The sequence below is a fragment of the Modestobacter lacusdianchii genome, from assembly GCF_054177765.1.
On record NZ_JBJJTJ010000041.1, the window covers coordinates 1 to 15,233 of the forward strand.

Genomic DNA, 15,233 nt, shown 5'->3' on the forward strand with positions numbered 1-15,233 from the left:
GCCTGCACGGCGAGATCGGCCTCGTTCCACCGGCCGAGCACGAGGACACCTTCTACCGGCACAACATCGCGGCGGCTACCGTCGCCGCGTCAGTTCCGAGTCTCCACTGAACCCGGGGCGGGACAGCCCTCAGTCAAGATGCGCCGATACAACTCCACGGCAGTCGAGCGGTCGCCCCGTTGGGCCGCCAGTTCAGCAAGCTGTTGCCAGGCTTCAACGACGTGGAAGAACAAGCCATCCGGCTCCTCTGTCGCCCGGTGCAGCAACTCGCGTGCCGCCTCGACCTTCCCGACTGAGCGGAGCTTCGATGCCTTCAGAAGGAGGTACTGCTGACGGCCTGTCTTGCGGGCGCGGGACAGCCGCCTCTCAAAATCCGCCCGCGCGTCGTCGTCCCATGTCGGGCTGCGATACCACTCATCGGCCACGGCGAACATCCTCGCTTCACTAGGGACACGGTCATGCTCTGTGTCCTGCGTGTCCGTAAAGCCGCCTTGAGGACCAACTGGCCGCCGGGTGTCTTTCGGCGGGTTAGCTCGCCCAGCCGGCGAGGAAGCCCGCCACCTGGTGCGAGGCGTGTCGTTCGAGGCCATCGCCGCTGATGTCGTAGCTGGCCAGGGTCGTCTCGGGACGGGTGTGGCGCAGCAAACGCTGGATGTCGCGCAGCGGGATGCCCTGATTGAGCCCGACCGTGCCGACGGTGCGGCGGAGTGCGTGCGGTCCGATCGGCCGGGTGATGCCGGCGACCCGGGCAGTGCGGGCGACGTAGCGATGCACTGATCAGCGGTCCATGCCTGCGCCCGTGCGGGTGCGCAGCAGTGGTCCGCTGCTACGTCCGGCGAGAGCCTCGTGGATCGCCGGCAGGGCAGGGAGGGGTATCGGCACGCGGGCGGGCTTGTCGCCCTTGCCGATGAAGTTCAAGGTCACATAGCCCCGGACGTTGGTGAGGGACTCCACCGTCAGGCCGGCCATCTCACTGGCGCGTAGACCCATCATGCCGCCCAGGACGGCGATCGCGTGGTGTGCCGGAGTGAGTGAGCGGGCGGCGGTCAGGTATGCGGCGTATTCCAGGACAGTGAGCACCTCGCGGCGCTGTAGCTCCCGGTGAACTTTTGGTCGGGGGATGCGGGCGCAGGGGTTCTGGTTGATCAGGTCCTCGTCGTGGGCCAGTCGGTACATGCTGGCGACTGCGTCGTAGTGCGCCGCGACCGAGGCCCGGGACAACCCAGAGTCGGCGACCGAGCGCAGCCACAGCTCGATGTCGGCGCGCCGGGCGGCTTGCGGGTCGATCCCGCGGTCGGCGCACCAGGTCATCCAGCGAGGGAGGTAGGTCGCGTAGGTGCGTTGGGTGGAGACCTTGAACCGGGACAGCCACCATGCCGCGAGGTCGTCCCAAGGGGCGTGACCGGAAATCGGCAGGACGACAGGGCGGACGGGCAACGGCGGCCTCCCTTGGCATACGGGGCGGGAAGTCTCCGCCAACCCGCTCCGCGGCAGCGGCGGGAGAACGCGGAAGGGGCGAGCCCTCACCCGAGGGAGCGACAAGAGGGCACCGGGGTTCCCCTGGCGGTCACGCTCTGCTGCGGGTGTCCTTGAGCGGCCCACTCAGGGACAGCCCGGCCGGTCCTCCGCCCGTCGCTCGCTCGCGTGGCATGGTGCTCGGCCATGGAAAGGATCGGCGAGGCAGACCAGCGTCCAGGGGAACCAACTGACCTCACGGCGGCCATCGTGTCGACGTTCGTGCTGGACGGGCTGGAGCCGCTCCGACTGGTGGTGCATCACGACGACGGCACCTGGACTTTCGCATGCGGCACGACGGCCGATGTCGAACACCTCGTGACCGTGCACGCCGAGCACATGTTCCGCCGGTTCGGCTACGACCTCTTTCACCTTCGCGATCTGCAGACCGGCTACATCGCCGAGCGGGACGCACCGGGCGACGAGTGGCTCATCTCCCCATTCCAGGAGCCTTGAGCCGTCGCGCGAGTCGGGTGATGACGTGTCCCGGAGGCCGCCCTGCGGGCGGGCATGGCTGTCCCTGAGCGGCCCACCTAGGGACAGCGGCGTCACAGTCCTCTGGGTGGCGCAGGCGCGCGCCTGGTGCACAGCGGGTCGGCATCTTGGGGCCGCTCCCCGTGCTCCAGCTCGTGGACACACTCGCCGCACTCCAAGCCGTCAATGGCTGGCGTGCCGGGATGTTCGCGCCAGTCGTGACCGCAGGAGGGGCAGTCCCCGTAGAAGCGGAGGCGCCGCGAGCCAGGACGCAGGACCCACTCCTGGCCGTCGACGACGATCCTCAACACCGAGTGCGAACAGACGAGACCGCGCCTGCGCTCGACGCGTCCCTCACCGCGTAGGTATGCGCGGACGACCAGCGTCAGGTCGCGGAGCACCGCTTCCTTGTCCTCTTCCGCGTCGTCGTAGTCCAGCAGGAAGGTAGAGACGCCGAGGTCGAAGATGTCGGCGTCGAACCACTCGTATGAAGCACGCAATCCGGCGTGGCGCTGACCATCTGCGCTGGTCAGCCGGACACGGTGCATGTGCGGGTCTGTCGGCTCTGTCGAGTACGTCGCGTCGACGTCCGCGTCGAAGACTTCGGCCACCACCCGCCGCAGAAGAGCCTCCACGTCGATCGCCACGGAGATGCAGCCTGCCACGCCCATACGCGGCGACGCTCACAAGGCGTGGGGTCGGAGCAGCGGGGAGGATGTGTCTGAAGCCGCCCTCACGGCGAGCCGGCCGGTGTCCCATAGCGGCCCACTTAGGGACAGTCAGTCCATGAGCTGTTGGTACTTCTCTCTGAACTGAGTTATCGGCATGGTCGGCAAGTCCGCGCGAACCTCCTGCAGAAGTCGCTCAACCTCGTGGGGACCGGCGGCTCGCGGGCGGAGTAGGGCCCATCGTCCGCCGGTGTGGTCCTCGACCAGCACCCTGTCGCCCCGCCAACGCCGACGCCTGTAGTGGGCGACCAATGAGTCTTCGACCGGGACGTGCTCTAGGTCGGGCGGTACGCGGGAGCACATGTCGGCGTCGTCCCGATCACCGTGGTCCTCTTCGATGGTGCAGTCGACGCAGTGAGTGACCGAGAGCAAGACTCCGGGGTGATACGTCCACACGTGCCCGCAGTCAGGGCACAGGCTGTCGGTCACGACGGACGACGCTAGTCGCGGAGGGGGAGGCGCGACTATCCCGTGGGCCGCCTTGTGGGCGGTGTCCCTGAGCGGCCCACTCAGGGACACCGCGTCGCCCGCCCATCGTGGCCAGCCGGACTCTAGGGTTCGAGCTGTGATCGAGGGCCAGCCGTGGGACGAGTACCGCAAGGCGAAGCTCCCTGAGGGCTGGACTTATCCGCTCGGGCAAGAGCGGATCGCCGAGGCTCTCAGGGACGTCGGCGCGGCTGTTGGTTCCCTCAGCCTAGGAAGACCTGACCTACCGCCGAAGTCACAACGGTTGACCGTGTTCGACGTCATGTGGCTCGGGGACGCGGCACCTGGCTACTTCGGTCCGGCGAGTTCAGGCCGGAGCTGCCTCCTCATGAGGTGGACCGCTGTTCCGGTGGCCGACCGGAGCGAGGTAGTGCGCCAGTTGGATGGCGGCATCCTGCGTCGCGGCTGCGAGTGGGCGGCTGCGGCTCTCAAGCGTGGCAACGCCTGGTCGGCGACAGAGCACCGGTTCTGGGTTACCTACGTTGACGGCCAGGTCCGAGTCTCCGAAGACTGAGCGTCGGGGCATTACTGGCCTTACAGCGAGTGTCCCTAAGGCCGCCCTCTCGGCGAGCCAGCCGGTGTCCCATAGCGGCCCACTAACGGACACCTGCTACCGGTCTGCGTTCCAGATGGCCAAGTCTCCGCCCGGCGTGCAGACGACCTTCTCGCCCTGGCGACCGTCGTAGGACCAGGCCTCGTAGTCCGGGTCGCGTCCACACGAGACCGTCGCGCCGCCCAAGGTGAACGAAAGTCTCCCGCGTGAGTCGATGTCCACTGCACTCACTTCGCCGCCCAGTAGGGGTAGGAGCAAGGCGACCCCGTCGGGGGTGTACGGCCGGACGAGAGCATCGTCGCCGGTCGAGACTCCGATCGTCGACCACAGAGAGACGGTTGAGTGGGTGAAGCGGAGCTGTGCATCGGCGGCGCCCACGCAGAGCTGGTCGAGGGACTGTCCGAGCAGCTCCTGGGCGAGTGCAGTGGCGTGCGCGGCATCGTCCGTGGGCATCTTCGGACGGTAGCGCCGCCTGTTGTGGGTGTTCCAGAGCGGCCTATTCAGAGACAGTTGGCAGTGAGCGAGTGCCCGGCCTACTGGCGACGAGGCGCGCGGTCGGACAGAGGCCAGTACGGGCTCCACCCCGGATCGCCGCGCGCGGTGCGGTCGACAGCTTCAGCGTTGTCGGCGGCCATGTTCACCGCCAGATGCTCGGCGGCGTAGACCACGTCTTCGCGGTCGTCCGGGTAGCTCGTTCCGTGGTTGAACAGCATGAGCAACCACTCCGTGGTGCCGCGAGGGCGCTCGACCCGCATTTCTGCGGACAGCTGCTCTGCGATGTCGGACGGACAGCCGGCGTCGCGCAAGGCCGTCTTCAGTGCCTCGGCCAGCCACGGCTCGACAACGGGCGGCTGACCGGAGGGCACCGCGAAACGGTATCGCCATGCTGCCCCGCGCGTCTCTGAAGCCGCCTTCTGAGACACGCACCGGCCGCTGGCTCGAACGTGGCTCCTCGGAGGAACCCGGAGATGTGCTCGGCTAGGTCGGCTCCTCGGGTTACTCCCTCTGCGTCACCCGTGCTCGTCGGCCCGAAAACGGTTGGGTATCGGTCAGTCCGTTAACGGGCGTTTTGGGTCACCGCTCGATGCGCCGACGTCCTTTGGACCGTGGCCCTCAGTGGCCCATGAAGGGACAGATCGTTCAGCCGGCAGCCGCGGTGCGACGCACGTCGTCCGCGGTCAACCGTGCCTTGTACGGGTCACTCATTGAACCCGTGATCGTCGGGCTGGCCCATTCGACGATGTGAGCGAGGGTCTCGTCGTCGGGTCCGTCAGACCGCAGGTGGTCGGGGAGTTCGAGGGCGTCGAGGCCGGCGGTCGTCGTCTCCCGGTCAGGCAGGAGCAGGTAGTAGGCGGTCCACGTTCGAAGGAACGCGTTGAGGTCTTCCCCGATGATGCCCATGCAGCCGGGCTCGAAGATCGCACCGATCTTGGCGATGATCGGCCGTGTCTCGGTGGCCGGTAGCCACAGTCCCACCGGGTCTCCGTTGCCGTCGTTGCTGAACAGCACGAGCTCGTCCGGGACTGGCCACCCCCATTCGCGATGTGTTGCGGACGCCTGCGCGACGCTGAGCTCACCGTCGGTCTGCAACGGGTACAAGACGCAATTGCCCCCGAGCCAGGATCCACCGTCGTGCCGCTGGTACAGCTCTCGGAACGCATCCGGCAGGGGTCGTCCGATCGACTGCTCGACGGAGTCCAGCTCGTCGGGTGACGCGGGAGGCCGAGGCTCGTGGAGCCACGCGGTCGCCGTCCAGGCCCGCCAGATGCGCTCGTCGAGTTCGGACATGCTGGGGACCCTAGGCCGACACCAGCGCGAACATTTAAGTCCCTGTCCCATCCACCGCGTGTTGGGCTGCCCCGAGTCCAGCTGAGTCGTCGGGAGTGGGGATCTCACCTTGCGACAGGTCAGACTGCGGGCCGTGGAGCTACGCGAGCACATCCTCGGCTACCTGGTCACGCCGGGAGCTGACACGCGCTTCGGTGACCCCTACTTGCTCCGCCACGTCGCTGCGCAGGCAAGCCGGCCCCAGCACGAGGTGGCGGAGGCGCTCTGGGGTCTTGTCGGCGAGGGCCTGGCCTACATCGACAAGGTCGGTCAGGGGTCGAGCACAGACAACTGGCGCTGGCGGGCGAGCGCCCGGGGGATCAAGGCGGCAACGACAGGGCGCTGGGAACCGCATGACCCGGACGGATACCTCCTCCGTCTCCGACGAGCCGAACCAGGCGTCGACGCTTTCGCCCTCGTTTACCTCGAGGAAGCGCTGCGAGCGTTCAACGCACAGTGCTTCCTGGCTTCCTCCGTCATGCTCGGCGTGGCATCCGAGCGGGTGGTGAACGAGCTGGCTGTGTCGATGGTCCAGTCCTTCGGCCCCTCGGCCGAGAAGCTGCGCAAGGCCGTAGAGAACCCGCGTACGTCGCAGAACGCCCGGTTCGAAGAAGCGCGCAAGCTCCTGGACTCCCACCGCGGCCGCGTGCCTGAAGGGCTCGCTGACAGCCTCAGCCTTGATGCGGTGACCGACCTACTGCGCCTGACGCGCAACGATGCGGGGCACCCCACTGGAACCGAGATCGATTACGACACTGCCTACACGCACTTGCAGATGGCAGCGGCCTACTTGATGAAGATGACTCGGCTGGCGCACCACTTCGCTCGTTCGGCCCATGACGCGCACGTTTGAACTGACAGTGCTCCGCCGATAAGGCCCCGTTCTGTCGGCTTCGCATCGACGCGTTCTCCTCTAGAGCGAAGGGAGTTGTGCTCGGTTGTGCCGTGCGCCGAGCTGCCTGTCGCGTGCCCCGGCCGGCGATGGTGCGCGGTCTGGTGTCGGCCGGGTGATGTCGGGCCGAGCGTGGGAGCGGACGCAGTCGTGGGTCTACCCCGGTTCGGTCGGCCGGCCGGTGAGCCGCCTCCCTGGGTTCGAAGGCCTGGCATTTAGTCCGCAAGGAGTCCGCAGAAGTCCGCAAAACGGTCGTTTTCAGCCAGCCGGACCCAACATCGCTCAACAGCAAAAGCCCAGGTCAGACGCATCTATCATCGAACATTGTCGACGTCCGAACACCCCGTCGACGTTCCGCTTCAACGTCTGACTTGGCGCGAACCAGCTGCTCGAGGGCCCGTCAGCAGTCTGGTGTCCGCCGGCCACGGCGCGGTTGCGCTGGCCGGAGCCCAGCACGAGGAACACCTGCGCGTGGCCGTGGCCGGCCGCGACCTGATCGGTCCGGCGAAGGCCGGGCCGATGGAGCGGTACGAGATCAGTGCGGGTGGCGCGTTCCGGCTGCTGGTGGGCACCTCCTCGCGGACGAACCGGGAGCTCGTCGACATCGCCGAGCAGTCGTGCGCCACCGGCGCGCTGCCCGGCGCAGAGTGAGGCCCACGCCGCACCTCCGACCACCGGCTGGCCCGAGGGTCTCGGTGATCCAGTCCGGACCTGCCCGGCGGTCATGGAGTCGGCCCGGCCGTCGGGCCGGCCGGCTGGAGAACGTCCCCGGAACGGGGCCAGCGCTCATCGTGTCGCGGCCTGCGTCGCGGGAGCGCTCAGTCGGCGGAAGTACGGGGTGCGTGAGGCATCTCGCCGGTCGAGACCAGTTCCTCGGCGATCTCGACGAGCTTGCGGTTGGTGTGGGACGACACGCGGGTGAGCGCGGTGAACGCCTGGGCGCCGGTGAGCTTGTGCCGTTCCATCAGGATGCCCTGCGCCTGGCCGATCAGCTCCCGGGAGTCCAACGCCGTCCGGAGCCGCTGCTCCTGCTGGGCGCCGGCGAGCGCGATGGCCGCGTGGCTGGCGAAGACCAGCCCCACCGACTCGGACTCCTCCGTGAACGCGCGCGGGTGGCGGGCGTACAGGTTGAGCGCTCCGAGGTTGCCCGAGGTCACGAAGAGCTGGAAGGACAGCATGCTGCCGATGCCGAGCCCCGCGGCGCCCTCGGTGAACGAGGGCCAGCGCTCCTCGGCGCCGAGGTCGTCGATCCGCACCGTCACCTGCTCGTAGATGGCGTCCAGGCACGGCCCTTCACCGAGGCGGTCCTGAAGGACGTCCACCTCCCGGGGCATGTCACCGGTCGGGGCGCGCGACTCGACCTTCCGCCGGCCGGTGACCAGGGTGATGCCACAGTCGTCGGCGCCCGGGACGGACGTGACGGCGGAGCGGGTGATGGCCTCCAGCGTCGCTCCGACGTCGCCGTGCTCCTGCTGCAGCTCACGCGCGACCTGCCCCATGACCTCGCTGATGTCGGCTGCTGACTGCGGGGTCGTGCCTCCGGACTGCGCCAGTGGGAGCTGTGCTTCGTTGCTCTGCGCTGAGCGCCCTGCCCGGTCCGGCTCGTCCACCGCGCCAACGTAGTCGTCTGCTCGGCGGGGGGACCCTCGGTGCAGCACGGGGGCGACCCCGCTCGCCGGGTGTTCGACGAGTGGGGTCTTGACGTCGACCGGGCCCGGGCCCGTCGACGCCCGCTGGGGGCTGGCCGCGCAGGTCAGCCGGGACGGCGACGGCGGGAGCGGTCGGGCAGGGCGAACGTGCCCGTGTCGACCAGCTCGGCGGCGACGTCGCGGAGCTTGCGGTTGCTGGCCTGGCTGGCGGCGGCCAACAGCCCGAAGGCGTCGTCCCGAGTGATCTTGAAGCGTTCCATGAGGATCCCCTGGGCGGCGCCGATGTCCCGGCTCGCGCCGAGGGCCCGTTCGACCGAGGCGGTCTGCTCCCGCATCGTGCCGCCCCACACGGCCAGGGCCGCGTAGCTGCCCAGCGCGGGGAGGACCGGCAGCGCCTGGTCCAGGTCGAAGGCGTCCCGCTGGCGGGAGTAGAGGTTCAAGCCGCCGATGACCCGCTCGCCGTCGGCGTCCTCGTCGGATTCCAGGAACAACCGGTAGGACAGCATCGAGTGCACACCGAGCTCGGCACCGCGCCGGCCGAACTCCGGCCACTGCGAGGAGCTGGAGAGGTCGCCGAAGGAGACGGGGCGCTCGGCGACCGCGACGTCGATGCACGGCCCGCTGCGCAGCTCGTACTGGAGTCGGTCGACCTGCGCCACCAGCGGATCGGTGGCGCCGAGAGTCGTGAGGTCGCCGTGGCGGCCGACCCGGGTCAGGCCGGCGAAGTCGGCGCCGGAGATGACGTCGACGGCGATGCTGGTGATCGCTGATGCGGCCTCGGACGCGTCGCTGAAGCTGCGCAGCCGCTCGGCGACGTTGGTGTGCACGTCCACCAACAGCGCGGCGGGGATCGGCTCGGGAGCTGCCGACATCGGGCAGACCTCACTCCACGTCAGGGGACGAGGGCACGGTGATGCGCCACTGGTCCGAGGGGAAGGCCACTGTCGGACCTGCGGTCGACCGTACACGCCTCCAGACAGACCGCCGTCCGTGCTCCGCCGGCCTGCCGCCACCCGCCGGCTGCCCGTGTGGCCCGGCGGGGGCCGGGACGTCGCCGTCCAGTCCGCGGAGAGTCCGCACCCGTCCGCGGCACGGCCGTTCTCGACCAGCAGGTCCCAGGCACCGAACGGGCAGCTCAGCGCCGTGTCCTGTTGATCGTCGTCGACGCCCAGCACTCAGTCGACGTTCGGTCCCAACGCCTGAGCCCGCGGCCGGGCATGCTCGCCGTCAGGTGGGCGTTGGACTTCAGCAGTGGGCCGCCGGTGCCGATGTGCCCCGAGACCCGGCAGTCGGGTGGAGCAGACGAACGGCACGACCGAGGAGACGACGTGGACTACCTGAACCGCCTGCGGATGGAACGTCCGGTGCTCTTCTGGGTCGTCCTGCTGGTGGGCTTCTGGCTCGCCTTCCAGGTCGTGCTCTTCCTCGTCGCCCTGGTCATCGGGCCCTTCGGCCTGCCCTCCTGGGCGCCGATCGCCGTGGTGCTGGCGATCCTCGTCATCGTCGCCAGACGACAGCAGCGCTAGCCGCCGACGGCCGCGGCGCCCCGGTGATCGAGATGCCGGACGGCGCCAGGCGGGGATGCTGGGAGGGTCGTCCGCGCAGAGGAGCCCCGTGTCGTCCCGCAGCACCGCCGTCCGTGCCCGTGCCAGCCGCTGGACCCCACCGCCGGGACGGACCCTCCGCTTCCTCGGCGGGCTGGTCCTCTGCGCGCTGGCCGTCTGGCTGTCCCTGCAGGTCCAGCTCGGGCTGGCGCCCTGGGACATGCTGCACGCCGGTCTGAGCGAGCGGCTGGGGCTGTCCTTCGGCCTGGTGGTGATCCTGGTCGGGCTCGCCGTGCTGGTGCTCTCCGCCGCGCTCGGCGAGCGCCCGGGCATCGGCACGCTGGTCAACGTGCTCGGCGTGGGGTGGCTGATCGACCGGCTGCTGGCCACCTCGTGGCTGGACGACCTGCCCGACGCCGCCCTGGAGCTGCGGGTGCTGGCCCTGGTCGGCTCCGTGGTGCTGCTCGGCATCGGCGCCGCGCTCTACATCGGCGCGGCGTTCGGGGCCGGGCCGCGGGACAGCCTGATGGTCGCGTGCCACCACCACGGCTGGCCGATCGGCGCCTCCCGGGTGGGCATCGAGGTGACCGTGCTCCTGGTGGGCTGGCTGCTCGGCGGCGCCCTGGGGCTCGGCACCGTGCTGCTGGCGCTGGGCACGGGGCCGGTCGTGCAGCTCACCTTCCGGGTGCTCGGCGAGCAGCCGCCCAGCCGCCGGGTCCGCGCAGCGGCTCAGGTGCCGCAGAACGTCCGGTAGGCGCCGAAGTCGACCGGGGCGGGCTCGGCGTGGCGGGCCAGCTCGGGCCGCTCGTCGAACGGGCGGGTCACCGCCTCCAGCAGCCGGTGCAGCGGGTCGAGGTCACCGGCGGTCGCATCGGTCAGCGCCTCCTCGACCAGGTGGTTGCGGGGGATGTAGACCGGGTTGACCCGGTCCATCGCGTCGGCGTCCGGGCCGGTGGCGCGCCAGCGCTCCACCCAGGCGTCGAAGCCGGCGAGGTCGAGGAACAGGTCGCGGGTCGGCTCGACGTCGCCGCGGGCCACCCGGCCCAGCCCCCGGTAGAACGACGTGTGGTCGACGTGGTCGGCCTGCAGCAGGGGCAGCAGGTCGTCGGCCAGCGCAGTGACGACGGCGTCGTCCAGGCCCTCGGGCAGGCCGAGCTTGGCGCGCATGCCCGCCGTCCAGGCCGCGTTGTAGTGCGGGCGGAAGCCGCCGAGGGCGTCGACGGCGAGCGCGATCGCGCGCTCCTGGTCGTCGTCGAGGAGCGGCAGCAGCGCCTCCGCCAGCCGGGCGAGATCCCACTCGGCGACCACGGGCTGGTTGCCGTAGGCGTACCGCCCGCCGGTGTCGATCGAGCTGTAGACGGTGGCCGGGTCGAAGGCGTCCAGGAAGGCGCACGGCCCGTAGTCGATCGTCTCGCCGGAGATCGTCACGTTGTCGGTGTTCATCACCCCGTGCACGAACCCGACGAGCATCCACTGCGCCACCAGCGACGCCTGGGCGGCGACCACCGACTCGAACAGGGCCAGCGCCGGGCGCTCGGCCGACGCCGCCTCCGGGTGGTGCCGGGCGATGGCGTGGTCGGCGAGCCGGCGCAGCAGGTCGAGGTCACCGGACGCCGCGGCGTACTGGAAGCTGCCCACCCGCAGGTGGCTGCTCGCCACCCGGGCCAGGACGGCGCCGGGCAGCAGGGTCTCCCGGCGCACCGGCCGCCCGGTCGCCACCACGGCCAGCGCGCGGGTGGTCGGGATGCCGAGGGCGTGCATCGCCTCGCTGACCACGTACTCCCGCAGCATCGGTCCGACCGCGGCCAGCCCGTCGCCCCCGCGCGCGAACGGCGTGCGCCCGGAGCCCTTCAGGTGCAGGTCGCGCACTCGGCCGGCGGGGTCGATGAGCTCGCCGAGCAGCAGCGCGCGCCCGTCGCCCAGCCGCGGGTTGAACCCGCCGAACTGGTGCCCGGCGTAGGCCTGGGCCACCGGGGTGGCACCGGCAGGGACGTCGGCCCCGACCAGCAGACCGACGCCGGCTGCGCTGCGCAGGGCCGCCGGGTCGAGGCCCAGCTCGGTGGCCAGCGGCTCGTTGAGCAGCAGCAGCTGCGGGTCCGGCGCCTCCTCGGCCTGCCACGGCAGGGCCAGCTCCGGCAGCTCGTCGGCGAACCGGTGCCCGAGGCGAACGGTCGAGGGCAGGGCGACGCTCATGCCCTCGACGGTACGTCGGACGGCGCGGTCGGCCAGTCGGGCGGCGGGGGCGGGACACCGGCGGGCGGGGCCGGTGGGCGGGGTCGGTGGGCGGACGGCGGGGCCGGCCGGTCGATCAGCGGTCCGGGGTGGTCGCCGACCAGTCGATCCGGTCGGCCAGCGCTCGCAGCCGGGCGCCGCTCACCGGGTCCAGCGACGCCGCCCAGGCCACCCGGCCGAGCACGTGGTCGCGGAACGTCGCCGGGTCGCGGCCGCGCAGCTGGGTCGTCCAGCCGCGGGTCGCGCAGTTGTGCAGCAGCGCCCGCAGCGCGTCCCGCTCGTGCCGGGGCAGCGCCGGCCGGGTGTTGACCACCGCGCCGAGCACCGACTGCCGCCGCGCGTCGCTGGTCACCGACGTCTTCGCCGGGTTCACCCGGAAGCCCTCGTCGGCGACGATCCCGCTCACCAGCTCGGCGAACCGGCCGCGGCCGAGCCCCGGGTCACCGCTGAACGTCAGGTCGTCGACGTACCGGGTGTAGCGGGCGCCGAACGCCTCGGCCAGACCGGTCAGCCGGCGGTCCAGCCGGGCACAGGCGAGGTTCGCCAGCGCGGTGGACGTCGGCGCGCCCTGCGGCAGGTGCGGCACGGCCAGCAGCCGGCCGAGCAGGTGGTGCCGGTCGCGGGCCGCGGCGTCGGTCGGCACCGGCACCCTGCGCCACACCTGCGCCGGCAGCACGGTCGTGACCAGGCCGGTGACCACGTGCGCCACCGGTTCGGGCAGGCCGGCGACGCCGAGCAGCAGCCCGTGCACCCGCCGCGCCGGGATGCTGGCGAAGAACGCGGTCAGGTCCATCCGCAGCACCACGGCGCTGCCGGCGTGCGGGGCCACCGCCGTCCGCACCGACCGGCCGGGCACGCCGCCGTGCGCGGCGTCGTGCAGCGGGATCGGGGTGAGCACGTGCCGGAGCAGCCGCCGCTGGGCCTCCTTGAGCCGGGGCTTGGGCGCGGCCAGCAGGCGCACCCCGGACGGGCGGGGCACCATCCGCCAGCGGTAGTGCCGCAGCGGCTCGCCGACGGTGCGCTCCAGCCCGTGCAGGTCCGCGAACCAGGCGAGCTCACCGGCGTCGACGTCCAGCAGCCGGGCGACCGCCGCCTGGTCGGGGAGGTCGGCCACCGGCCAGCGCTGCCAGGCGAGCTCGGTCGGCCGGGGCGCCCAGCGCACCACCCGCGGGGGTGCCGCGGCGCTCAGCCCCCGCTGGAGGCCCCGCGTCGTCGCGACGAAGGCGGCCAGCTCCCGCGGACGGTCGACTGGTGGGCGGGCGTAGCCGCTCTGCACCTCACCGACCAGTGTGCCCACCCACGTCGCGGCGCGGGCCTGCCCCAGGGCGACGGCCACCCGGCGGACCATCTCCGGTCGCCGCCACGGCCCGGCGAGCAGGGCGGTGCTGATCCCGGCGGCGAGCGCGGCCTCCTGCCGCGGTGTCGTCACCGGCGGCCCGGACGGGGTGCGCGGCGGGGTGGCCAGCCGTCCCCTGAGGGATGTGCCGTCGGGTGCGCGGAGCGCGCCGCCTGGCTCATGACGCCCTGCCTGACCTGTTCACGATGCCCCGGGGTTGCCCCGGGGGGACCGGCTGCCGCCGATCGTCCTGGCCTCCCCGCCGCGCACCCGGCTCACCGTAGGGGTGCGGCGCCCCGAGGTGAAGAGCTGGACGCCAGGGCCCCGATGTGCGACAGGATGGGCGTTCCGCGCCACCGACCGAGCCCAGGAGTGCGTCCGTGTCCGTCCCGCACCAGTCCCCGATGACCGTCCCGGCGTTCTTCGTCACGCAGCGGATCACGATGATGGTGAACCGCTACGAGGTGATCGCCGCCAACCCCGACGGCTCCGAGGGGCAACTGCTGGCGCTGGCCGAGCAGAAGCGGATGAAGCTCAAGGAAGAGGTCGTCTTCTACGCCGACGGGTCCAAGAGCCGCCGGGTGTTCTCCTTCAAGGCGCGGCAGCGGCTCGACGTCTCCGCCGAGCACGACGTGTTCGACGAGCACGGGCAGCCGCTGGGCGTGTTCAGCAAGCAGTTCGGCGCCAGCCTGCTGCGCTCGACCTGGGACCTGGAGGCGCCGGGGCTGACCGCTCGCGGCCAGGAGCGCCGTCCGGTGCTCGCGGTGGTGCGCCGGGTCTGGACTGCGCTGCCCGTCGTGGGTGACGTGCCGGTGCCCTTCGTCTTCCACTTCGACTTCGTCGACACGACCACCGCCGCGCCGGTGCTCACCAGCGAGCGGCAGCGGTCCATCCGCGACCGCTACACCGTCACGGTGCCCGACCCCCGGCTGGACTTCCGCGTCGCCGCTTCGATGGCGGTCGCGCTGGACGCGCTGCAGAGCCGCTGACCGCGCGGCGTCCCGGCTCCGGGCGGAGCTAACGGCAGCGGGCCTCCAGCTCGGCGAAGAAGGCGCCGGCCAGGGCACGGAACCCGGCCGCACGGACGGCGATCTCCTCGCCCACCCGGTAGCCGAGCACGCTGCGGCCGGGGTCGAGCCGGATCCGCCGGTCGGCGAGCACCGTGCTGCCGTGCGCCAGCGACCCGGCCAGCAACCGCACCTCCTTGACGGCCACCTCGTGGTCGGCCACGTCGCCGTCCAGGACCGCCAGGCCGCGGTACCCGAACCAGTCCGCCAGGACGACGACCAGGTCGTTGAAGAACACCGGTTCGAAGCGGTGCAGCGCGGCCGGGTCGGTGGTGGCGGCCAGTGCGTGCCAGGCGGCGATCCGCTCGTCGACCGCGGCCCGTCGCCCGTCGATGTGGTCCAGTGCGTAGGTGCTCTGACACAACACGGCTGCTCCTCGGTGGATCGCGACGCTGCGTCCCAGGGGTGCGCCCAGCGTGACAGCCCGAGCGGCCGTACGGAACCGGACCGGGCGTCAGGCCCCGACGTGCACCGGCTGGAGGCTGCGCAGCGGCGGCAGCGGGGGCAGCGGTGTCGAGGCCCGGCGGGCCTGTTCCGGGGTGGGGAGCAGCATGTCCGGCTCGGTGCGCGGGGCCACCGGTGCCCAGACCGGCTCCAGCTCCGGCTCTGGCAGGCGGACCTCGGTGATCGGCAGCCAGCTGGCCCGGCGGAGCCCGCCGATGTCGAACTGGACGCGCAGCCGGCACGTGCCGTCGGGCTCGTGGCGCCAGCCGACCAGGACGGCGGGGCACCAGCTCCCGTTGAGGTCGAACTCCACGGCCAGGGGCTCGCCCGCGAACGTCGTCATCTCCGGCACGGGCGGGACTGTAAGTGCGTGTTCGATCACGCAGGGGCAGGCGCGCGTGACGCTGTCCCACCTGTCACATCTGCGCACCGACCTGCGCGGGAAGTGGTGCCGGGTGCCGCGCGTTGCCCTGGACAACCGACTGG

Annotated in this window: 21 protein-coding genes; 7 read left to right on the forward strand and 14 right to left on the reverse strand. The window is 71.3% G+C overall.

Annotated elements, in window-relative coordinates; all coding sequences use genetic code 11:
• Window positions 1-89 precede the first annotated feature (89 nt).
• The 3 genes from ACJTNH_RS19345 to ACJTNH_RS19355 all read right to left on the reverse strand — a co-directional run bounded on the left by ACJTNH_RS19345 (window position 90) and on the right by ACJTNH_RS19355 (window position 1,437).
• Window positions 90-434, reverse strand: coding sequence for a hypothetical protein (locus ACJTNH_RS19345; RefSeq protein ID WP_458178649.1), 345 nt, complete (start codon window positions 432-434; stop codon window positions 90-92).
• A 94-nt stretch (window positions 435-528) separates the two neighbouring features.
• Window positions 529-774, reverse strand: coding sequence for a tyrosine-type recombinase/integrase (locus tag ACJTNH_RS19350; RefSeq protein ID WP_458178651.1), 246 nt, complete (start codon window positions 772-774; stop codon window positions 529-531).
• A 3-nt stretch (window positions 775-777) separates the two neighbouring features.
• Window positions 778-1,437: a tyrosine-type recombinase/integrase gene (locus tag ACJTNH_RS19355; RefSeq protein ID WP_458178653.1), complete on the reverse strand. Its 660-nt coding sequence runs from the start codon at window positions 1,435-1,437 to the stop codon at window positions 778-780.
• Window positions 1,438-1,662: 225 nt separating this feature from the next.
• Between ACJTNH_RS19355 and ACJTNH_RS19360 the strand changes: the two genes are divergently transcribed.
• Window positions 1,663-1,971: a hypothetical protein gene (locus tag ACJTNH_RS19360; protein WP_458178655.1), complete on the forward strand. Its 309-nt coding sequence runs from the start codon at window positions 1,663-1,665 to the stop codon at window positions 1,969-1,971.
• Between the two features lie 92 nt (window positions 1,972-2,063).
• On the opposite strand, the gene ACJTNH_RS19365 is transcribed toward ACJTNH_RS19360, so the two are convergent.
• Entirely contained in the window at window positions 2,064-2,636 is a 573-nt protein-coding gene (locus ACJTNH_RS19365) for a hypothetical protein (RefSeq protein ID WP_458178657.1), read from the reverse strand.
• Window positions 2,637-2,768: 132 nt separating this feature from the next.
• Complete coding sequence (locus tag ACJTNH_RS19370) at window positions 2,769-3,146, reverse strand: hypothetical protein (RefSeq protein WP_458178659.1); 378 nt, start codon at window positions 3,144-3,146, stop codon at window positions 2,769-2,771.
• 136 nt (window positions 3,147-3,282) lie between these two features.
• Between ACJTNH_RS19370 and ACJTNH_RS19375 the strand changes: the two genes are divergently transcribed.
• Window positions 3,283-3,717 (forward strand): hypothetical protein, encoded by a 435-nt coding sequence (locus ACJTNH_RS19375; protein WP_458178662.1) that lies wholly within the window; start codon window positions 3,283-3,285, stop codon window positions 3,715-3,717.
• Window positions 3,718-3,813: 96 nt separating this feature from the next.
• On the opposite strand, the gene ACJTNH_RS19380 is transcribed toward ACJTNH_RS19375, so the two are convergent.
• From ACJTNH_RS19380 to ACJTNH_RS19390, 3 genes are all read right to left on the reverse strand, one after another.
• On the reverse strand, window positions 3,814-4,209 hold the full coding sequence (locus tag ACJTNH_RS19380; RefSeq protein ID WP_458178664.1) for a DUF6188 family protein: 396 nt from the start codon (window positions 4,207-4,209) through the stop codon (window positions 3,814-3,816).
• A gap of 80 nt (window positions 4,210-4,289) precedes the next feature.
• The gene (locus ACJTNH_RS19385) at window positions 4,290-4,622 is read right to left on the reverse strand and encodes a hypothetical protein (protein WP_458178666.1); all 333 of its coding nucleotides are present in this window, start codon (window positions 4,620-4,622) and stop codon (window positions 4,290-4,292) included.
• Window positions 4,623-4,896: 274 nt separating this feature from the next.
• Window positions 4,897-5,544, reverse strand: a complete 648-nt coding sequence (locus ACJTNH_RS19390; protein WP_458178668.1) for an SMI1/KNR4 family protein — start codon at window positions 5,542-5,544, stop codon at window positions 4,897-4,899.
• A gap of 133 nt (window positions 5,545-5,677) precedes the next feature.
• Here ACJTNH_RS19390 and ACJTNH_RS19395 point away from each other — a divergent pair, with 133 nt between their 5' ends.
• Together ACJTNH_RS19395 and ACJTNH_RS19400 are read left to right on the forward strand one after the other, a co-directional pair.
• Window positions 5,678-6,436, forward strand: coding sequence for a hypothetical protein (locus tag ACJTNH_RS19395; protein WP_458178670.1), 759 nt, complete (start codon window positions 5,678-5,680; stop codon window positions 6,434-6,436).
• Between the two features lie 450 nt (window positions 6,437-6,886).
• The gene (locus ACJTNH_RS19400; protein ID WP_458178671.1) at window positions 6,887-7,126 is read left to right on the forward strand and encodes an ANTAR domain-containing protein; all 240 of its coding nucleotides are present in this window, start codon (window positions 6,887-6,889) and stop codon (window positions 7,124-7,126) included.
• Window positions 7,127-7,293: 167 nt separating this feature from the next.
• On the opposite strand, the gene ACJTNH_RS19405 is transcribed toward ACJTNH_RS19400, so the two are convergent.
• Window positions 7,294-7,974, reverse strand: a complete 681-nt coding sequence (locus ACJTNH_RS19405) for an ANTAR domain-containing protein (RefSeq protein ID WP_458178673.1) — start codon at window positions 7,972-7,974, stop codon at window positions 7,294-7,296.
• 254 nt (window positions 7,975-8,228) lie between these two features.
• A complete protein-coding gene (locus ACJTNH_RS19410) occupies window positions 8,229-8,996 on the reverse strand; it encodes a GAF and ANTAR domain-containing protein (RefSeq protein WP_458178675.1) in 768 nt (255 codons plus the stop codon).
• 456 nt (window positions 8,997-9,452) lie between these two features.
• Between ACJTNH_RS19410 and ACJTNH_RS19415 the strand changes: the two genes are divergently transcribed.
• Window positions 9,453-9,650 (forward strand): hypothetical protein, encoded by a 198-nt coding sequence (locus tag ACJTNH_RS19415; RefSeq protein WP_458178677.1) that lies wholly within the window; start codon window positions 9,453-9,455, stop codon window positions 9,648-9,650.
• Between the two features lie 88 nt (window positions 9,651-9,738).
• Window positions 9,739-10,422: a YczE/YyaS/YitT family protein gene (locus ACJTNH_RS19420; protein WP_458178679.1), complete on the forward strand. Its 684-nt coding sequence runs from the start codon at window positions 9,739-9,741 to the stop codon at window positions 10,420-10,422.
• Here ACJTNH_RS19420 and ACJTNH_RS19425 read toward each other — a convergent pair.
• Window positions 10,398-11,861 carry a protein adenylyltransferase SelO gene (locus ACJTNH_RS19425; protein ID WP_458178681.1) on the reverse strand — a complete coding sequence of 488 codons (1,464 nt, stop codon included), beginning with the start codon at window positions 11,859-11,861 and terminating at the stop codon, window positions 10,398-10,400. The genes ACJTNH_RS19420 and ACJTNH_RS19425 overlap by 25 nt on opposite strands.
• A 115-nt stretch (window positions 11,862-11,976) precedes the next feature.
• Complete coding sequence (locus tag ACJTNH_RS19430) at window positions 11,977-13,329, reverse strand: reverse transcriptase family protein (protein WP_458178683.1); 1,353 nt, start codon at window positions 13,327-13,329, stop codon at window positions 11,977-11,979.
• A 287-nt stretch (window positions 13,330-13,616) separates the two neighbouring features.
• On the opposite strand from ACJTNH_RS19430, the gene ACJTNH_RS19435 reads away from it, so the two are divergent.
• Window positions 13,617-14,225: a hypothetical protein gene (locus ACJTNH_RS19435; RefSeq protein WP_458178685.1), complete on the forward strand. Its 609-nt coding sequence runs from the start codon at window positions 13,617-13,619 to the stop codon at window positions 14,223-14,225.
• Window positions 14,226-14,253: 28 nt separating this feature from the next.
• Here the strand turns inward: ACJTNH_RS19435 and ACJTNH_RS19440 are convergent, their stop codons facing one another.
• Both ACJTNH_RS19440 and ACJTNH_RS19445 read right to left on the reverse strand, forming a co-directional pair.
• Window positions 14,254-14,670, reverse strand: a complete 417-nt coding sequence (locus ACJTNH_RS19440; protein ID WP_458178687.1) for a hypothetical protein — start codon at window positions 14,668-14,670, stop codon at window positions 14,254-14,256.
• Between the two features lie 87 nt (window positions 14,671-14,757).
• Window positions 14,758-15,099, reverse strand: coding sequence for a hypothetical protein (locus tag ACJTNH_RS19445; RefSeq protein WP_458178689.1), 342 nt, complete (start codon window positions 15,097-15,099; stop codon window positions 14,758-14,760).
• Window positions 15,100-15,233 lie beyond the last annotated feature (134 nt).

Excerpts from the sequence above, each read along its gene's own strand:
- ACJTNH_RS19345 (WP_458178649.1), bottom strand. The coding sequence starts at position 434 with ATGTTCGCCGTGGCCGATGAGTGGTATCGCAGCCCGACATGGGACGAC.
- ACJTNH_RS19360 (WP_458178655.1), top strand. The coding sequence starts at position 1,663 with ATGGAAAGGATCGGCGAGGCAGACCAGCGTCCAGGGGAACCAACTGAC.
- ACJTNH_RS19380 (WP_458178664.1), bottom strand. The coding sequence starts at position 4,209 with ATGCCCACGGACGATGCCGCGCACGCCACTGCACTCGCCCAGGAGCTG.
- ACJTNH_RS19390 (WP_458178668.1), bottom strand. The coding sequence starts at position 5,544 with ATGTCCGAACTCGACGAGCGCATCTGGCGGGCCTGGACGGCGACCGCG.
- ACJTNH_RS19405 (WP_458178673.1), bottom strand. The coding sequence starts at position 7,974 with ATGGGGCAGGTCGCGCGTGAGCTGCAGCAGGAGCACGGCGACGTCGGA.
- ACJTNH_RS19410 (WP_458178675.1), bottom strand. The coding sequence starts at position 8,996 with ATGTCGGCAGCTCCCGAGCCGATCCCCGCCGCGCTGTTGGTGGACGTG.
- ACJTNH_RS19425 (WP_458178681.1), bottom strand. The coding sequence starts at position 11,861 with ATGAGCGTCGCCCTGCCCTCGACCGTTCGCCTCGGGCACCGGTTCGCC.